Origin of the sequence: Micromonospora sp. M51, assembly GCF_018070305.1 — a bacterium.
Lineage (GTDB): Bacteria > Actinomycetota > Actinomycetes > Mycobacteriales > Micromonosporaceae > Micromonospora > Micromonospora parva.
In genome coordinates, this window is the sequence record NZ_JAGPXZ010000444.1 from 1 (window position 1) to 5,112 (window position 5,112).

At 72.2% G+C, this 5,112-nt stretch carries 6 protein-coding genes; 3 read left to right on the forward strand and 3 right to left on the reverse strand.

Annotation, left to right across the window (positions count from 1 at the left end):
• A partial coding sequence (locus KBX53_RS21645; protein ID WP_210861280.1) for a glutamate cyclase domain-containing protein occupies positions 1-612 on the forward strand: 612 nt, incomplete at its 5' end.
• Between the two features lie 115 nt (positions 613-727).
• Here KBX53_RS21645 and KBX53_RS21650 read toward each other — a convergent pair.
• On the reverse strand, positions 728-1,723 hold the full coding sequence (locus tag KBX53_RS21650) for a hypothetical protein (protein ID WP_210861281.1): 996 nt from the start codon (positions 1,721-1,723) through the stop codon (positions 728-730).
• Positions 1,724-1,753: 30 nt separating this feature from the next.
• Positions 1,754-2,626 carry a hypothetical protein gene (locus KBX53_RS21655; RefSeq protein WP_210861282.1) on the reverse strand — a complete coding sequence of 291 codons (873 nt, stop codon included), beginning with the start codon at positions 2,624-2,626 and terminating at the stop codon, positions 1,754-1,756.
• A gap of 88 nt (positions 2,627-2,714) precedes the next feature.
• Between KBX53_RS21655 and KBX53_RS21660 the strand changes: the two genes are divergently transcribed.
• Positions 2,715-3,683, forward strand: coding sequence for a hypothetical protein (locus KBX53_RS21660; RefSeq protein ID WP_210861283.1), 969 nt, complete (start codon positions 2,715-2,717; stop codon positions 3,681-3,683).
• A 63-nt stretch (positions 3,684-3,746) separates the two neighbouring features.
• Here the strand turns inward: KBX53_RS21660 and KBX53_RS21665 are convergent, their stop codons facing one another.
• Positions 3,747-4,430 carry a Tat pathway signal sequence domain protein gene (locus KBX53_RS21665; RefSeq protein ID WP_210861284.1) on the reverse strand — a complete coding sequence of 228 codons (684 nt, stop codon included), beginning with the start codon at positions 4,428-4,430 and terminating at the stop codon, positions 3,747-3,749.
• Between the two features lie 422 nt (positions 4,431-4,852).
• Here KBX53_RS21665 and KBX53_RS21670 point away from each other — a divergent pair.
• On the forward strand, positions 4,853-5,112 hold a 260-nt coding region (locus KBX53_RS21670), incomplete at its 3' end, for a helix-turn-helix domain-containing protein (RefSeq protein ID WP_309140827.1).

Here is a 5,112-nt window from a genome sequence, read left to right on the forward strand (position 1 = left end):
CCCGTGCTCGAGGCGGCCGTCGCCGCCACCGCGCCCAACCTGCCGGTGGACGTCGCGCCACTGCGCGGGTACGAGGACTGGGCCGCCGCCCGCATCCCCGCGTACGGCCAGCTGACGCACCTCATCGCCTGCGAACGGGTCGGGCCCGGGGTGGACGGTCGGCCGCGGAACATGCGCGGCGAGGACATCGGCGCACACACGGCACCCCTTGACCAGCTCTACACCTCCGGGTCTGCCTTCCGGATCGGCATCGGCGACGGCGGCAACGAACTCGGCATGGGCCGCCTGCCGGCGGACCTGGTCGGGCGGGTGGTCGCCGCGGGCGAGCGGATCCGGTGCGTGGTGGGCGCGGACGCCCTACTCGTCGGTGGCACCTCGAACTGGGCTGCCGCCGCCCTGGTCGGCGCGCTGTCGCTGCTCCACCCCGAGGTGCCCGAGCTTCGTACGCTGCTGGAGCCGGCCTGGTCGTACGACCTGCTGAGCGCGGTAGTGGGCGCGGGCGCGGTGGACGGCGTACGCCGCCGCCCCACGCTCAGTGTCGATGGCCTCGACTGGCCCGCGTACGCCGAACCCCTCACCCGCATCGCCGAACTGGTCGGAACCAGCCGCTAGGACGTGTTCCGGGCCGCTCGTCGCCGATGACGTGCGGGCCAAGACGTGTCGGTCGAGCGCGCCGGAGTCCGGGCGTCGCCCGGCCAGCACCTCCGAGATCGCCCGCCAGGTGTCCTCATCGGACGGAAGGGGGTTCGGTCGCCGGCCGGAGTGGCCTTGGCGGGCGTACCTGCGCGGCCCTCCGCGCCACCGGCGGGCCGCCGCCCGTCAACGTGGCGGGATCGCGACGGCGCGCCGACTCACCGGGGGTCGCGTCGTCGGCGGGCGGCGTGGCCGGTCGCCGGTCCGGCAAGGGCTGGTGCGGCGGCGACGCGATGGTCGGGCCCGCCGTCGAAGGGTCCGGGGCCGCCGGTCGTGGGCGCAACGGCAGGTGCAGGGCCACAGCAACCACCGCGAAGGCGGCCCAACCGGCACCCAGCGCCACGGCCGACGAGACGTCCTGGAGGTAGTGGTACGCGGTGAGGAAACCGACAAGCGCGAGACTGTTGCGGGCGAAGTGACGACTGAATTCGCGCAACTGGTGGCGGGCCTCGACGGCGACCAGCACCCCCGAGTACGGGAAGGTCACCACCATGCCGCGCAGCACGGCACCGAGCAGCGCGGTGAGAATCGCCCCGACGAAGATCACCACCAACTTGAGCAACGCCGGCAGCCCGTCCGGGCGTCCTCCGTCCGAGGTCTCGGCGACGGCGGCCCCCTCATCGGTGGGGGCCGCCGGGGCATCAGCGGGGGCGACGCTCGGGCGAGCGCGGCGGTGCAGCAGCAGCATGGCCCCCGACCAGAGCACGAGCGTGCCGACGAGCGCCGCCTCGAACGGGATGACGACGGCCAGCAGGCCGGCGCTGAGCGCCACGTAGACGGCGATCCCCGCAGCGTCGGCGAGCAGGATCGGCCAGCGCAGCCGGTGGTAGGTGACCGCCACCGTGACGAAAAAGAGGTTGAGCCCGAGCACGCCGAGCAGTTGCGCGCCGCCCACCCGGTAATCGGTGCTGAGCAGGGCGAGCGTCATCGGCAGCGGCAGACTGTAGACCAGCGCTCGGAGCCGGACGGAGCGGATCACGCTGACCGCCCAGACCACGGCCGTCACCAGCAGGACCGCACTCCACGTCATGGCTCACCCGTCTCCGCCCCGGTGGGGCCGTCAGTCCTGGAAGGTCGCGGCATTCGAGCAGAGGTCGAACACGCGGGTGAGCCGGTTGACGTCCGTCCGGTTGACCGAGAACTGGTTCTCGCCGATCTCGCCGTGTGCGGTCATGTGGGCCTCCCAGCAGCTCGACCCGTCCCAGAGTGCCAGATTGACGTGTAGCTGGGGACTGACCACACCGTAGGGCAGCAACCCCACCCGTGCCCCCGCCGCACGCTGCTTCTCCACCAGGGCGGACAGCTCGTCGCTCATTCTGGCGTAGACGAACACCCGGGTGATCTGGACGCCCCGCTGCAGGGCTTCGAGGTTGGCCTCCCAGTAGCGCCGGCCGATCTCGCTGCGCCACCAGCTCAGCTCCCCGCTCGCCCGGGGCATCACGTTGGTCAGGGCGTCCAGTCGTTGGGTACAGGTGCGGGTCGCGCCGATCAGGTCCTCGTCCTCGTCGCCGCGCCGGATGATGCGACCCTCCGCGAGTTGCTCGGCCTCCACCCGGAACTGCTCATACCGCCGCTGCGCCTCCGCCGCGACCCGGGTGCCGGCGTGCTGCTCGGCCGCGTCCCGCATCGCCCCGGCGAGCTCCGTCGTGGTGCGGACGAGCCAGGGCGGGCCATCCAGCAGGGTTCGCAGGTGGAACCGGCGCTCCGCGCGGGCCAACGAGTCCACCAGGAGTGAGATGGTGATGCCCATCAGGCCGGCCAGCAGCGACTCCACCCCCGATGCGGCGTTGCTGAGGTCGAGCGTGATGCTCAGGGTGATCGACAGGGTGATGCCGACCAACGCCACCGGGTCGGTGTGCGCCACCAGACGGACGAAGCCTCCACTGGAGCTGCCCTGCCCGCGTATCCGCTCACGGGCCATGTCACGGGCCATCGACATCCCCCAATCAGCCGCTCCCGCCAGCGTAGACAGCTGCCACAACCGCCGGGTCCCGCCGCAGCGGGCCGGTAGCATCCGGCAGGTGCAGAGCGCGGACGCGGCGTCGTCGACCGGAACGGACGACGAGCAGATCACGGCGGAGATCCGGGCCTGGGTCTGCTCATCCCCGGTCCGCGGCCTGGTCGCCCGCTTCGGCGGCGCCTGGCCCGACGGCGATCTCACCGAGGTGCTTCGATTCCTGGACGAGTTCTCCGCCCGACACTGGGACTTCCGGGGTGGCCGGGAACGGCCCGACGCGCGCGAACCCGACCTCGATCCGGCCACCGCCGCGCTGGTGCTCGACGCGGCAGCCGCGCTCGGGCTGGTCCATCCGGTGCCGCCGACCCGTGGCGCGTACGCCCACCTGGTGGTGCTCGGCGGCCTGGCACACGCCTGCGTGCGCCGCGTCACCTACGCCGCGCACCTGCTGCGTGCCGGGCTGGCGGTGGGCGGCGAGGTGGCCGTGCTGGGCAGCTTCCGGCCGCTGTCCGAGTGGGAACGCGCGACGCTGGCCGACGCTGGCCTGCCGGCCGACGACACCGAGGTGGACGTGCTGGACACGGCGGTCCGGCGGGCGTTCGGGGTGGCCGTCCCGGCGGAGCGCGACGGGGTCGACGCAGGCCACCCGCACCACTCCTGGTCGTCGCGGACCTACCACCCCAGGGGCCTGCCGCCGGTACGGGTGCTGGCGGCGCCGTCGAGCGAACCGCACCTGCGGCGGGCGCACACCGCGGACACGCAGCGTTTCTGGGCCGGGCACGCCCAGGTCGCCCCGGGCGATCAGGTGCTGATGCTCACCGCGCCGATCTACGTGCCGTTCCAGCACTGCGACGCGCTGCGCACCCTGGCCCTGCCGTACGGCTGCGGGATCGACACCGTCGGGGTGGACCCCACCCTGCCCGACCTGGCCCGGCTGCCGGAGCAGACGCTCAGCCCCGGCCGCTACCTGCAGGAGATCCGCTCGGCCGTCCGGTCGATGCGGGCCCTGCACGCGGCGCTGGTCGCCGGCTGACCCGGGCATGGTCGAGGGCCGGCGCACGGCGGATCGCCCGCGCACCGGCCCGGTGGAGCATGGTCAGTTCACGTAGACGGCGGCGTTGCCCTTGGTGCTGTCGCGCACCGGCGAGTACGTCGCCGAGAAGTACGCGGTGCCGAAGCAGAGGGACGGGCCGGAGAACTTGGTGAACGGCTGATGGGTGAAGGTGATCGAGTTGGTGGCGTTGGCCGCCGTGCCGGTGAGGCTGTTGGTGCTGGTCCGGTAGACGCAGGTGATCGTGCCGAGCAACGAGTTCAGCACGACGGTGCTCTGCACCGGCGCCGCCGTGGTGCCGGAGATCTTGACCACGCCGGCGCTGGTGACGGAGGTGGCGTACGGCAGGTTGTTGAGGGCGATGCTCTGCACCCCGGTGGTGCCGAACACGTTGGTGGTGCAGGTGCCGAAGCTCTGGGCGGTGAGGCTCTCGGTGGCGGTGCCCGGGGCGGTCGGGTTGGTGAGCACCTTGGCGCTGAAGCTGGACGCGGCGCACTTGATGCCGGTGGTGCCCGAGGTGGAGCTGTAGAAGGTGGCGTTGGTGCCGGTCTTGAGGCTGGCCTGGATGACGTCGTTGACGGCGACGGCGGTGCCGCCAGTCGTGGGGTAGGTCAGGACGTTGCCGGCGAGCGCGGCTGACGGGTCGGCGGAGGCTGGCGGGGCGGCTACGAGACCGGTCAGCAGCGCGAGGGCGACGAGACCCCCGCCGATTTTTCCGTACCTGAGCATGATGCTTCCTTCCGGTGGCGGGACGGGAACGAGCGGACCGCGCAGGCGGTCACCGCCGGGCGGGCACGCCGGGCGGCGATCATGGCCGTCCGAGGTGGACGGCGGTGGTGGTGGAGGCGCCGGGCGACCGTCGGGTCGGGCGCGGGTGACGGAGGTGCCGCGGATCAGCGGGCGGGTCGGCGTGGTGCACTGCGGCGTAGCCGCGTCACCTGCGCCTTTCCGGCATTGGGAGAGCGTTCGTGTTCGGCGATAATGACAGCCATCGAGCCCTCCTTCGACGAGTCAGGGTGACCATCCGGAGAGATCACCAAAGGTGACGGGGAGCGAACTGAGCGTGAGGAAAGTTATAAACCCCGGAGGGTCGCAAAGTCAATGAATCAACGGAGGTCAATGAATTGACCACGCAGAGCCACCCTCAGCCGGTGCCGGCGCCCCTGCCGGGTGCACGCCCGGGCCGCGACCCGGACCGCGCGATCAAGCGCGGCCCGCGACGGGTCTCCGCAGAGGTCGTGGCCGCGACCCAGCGAGACCGCCTCTTCGACGGGCTCGTGCACGAGGTGGCGACGAAGGGCTACGACAACGCCCGGGTCAGCGACATCTGCCAGGCCGCCGGCGTGACCCGGCCGGCCTTCTACGCCCTGTTCACGGGCAAGGAGGACGCCTTTCTCGCCGCGTACCGGCA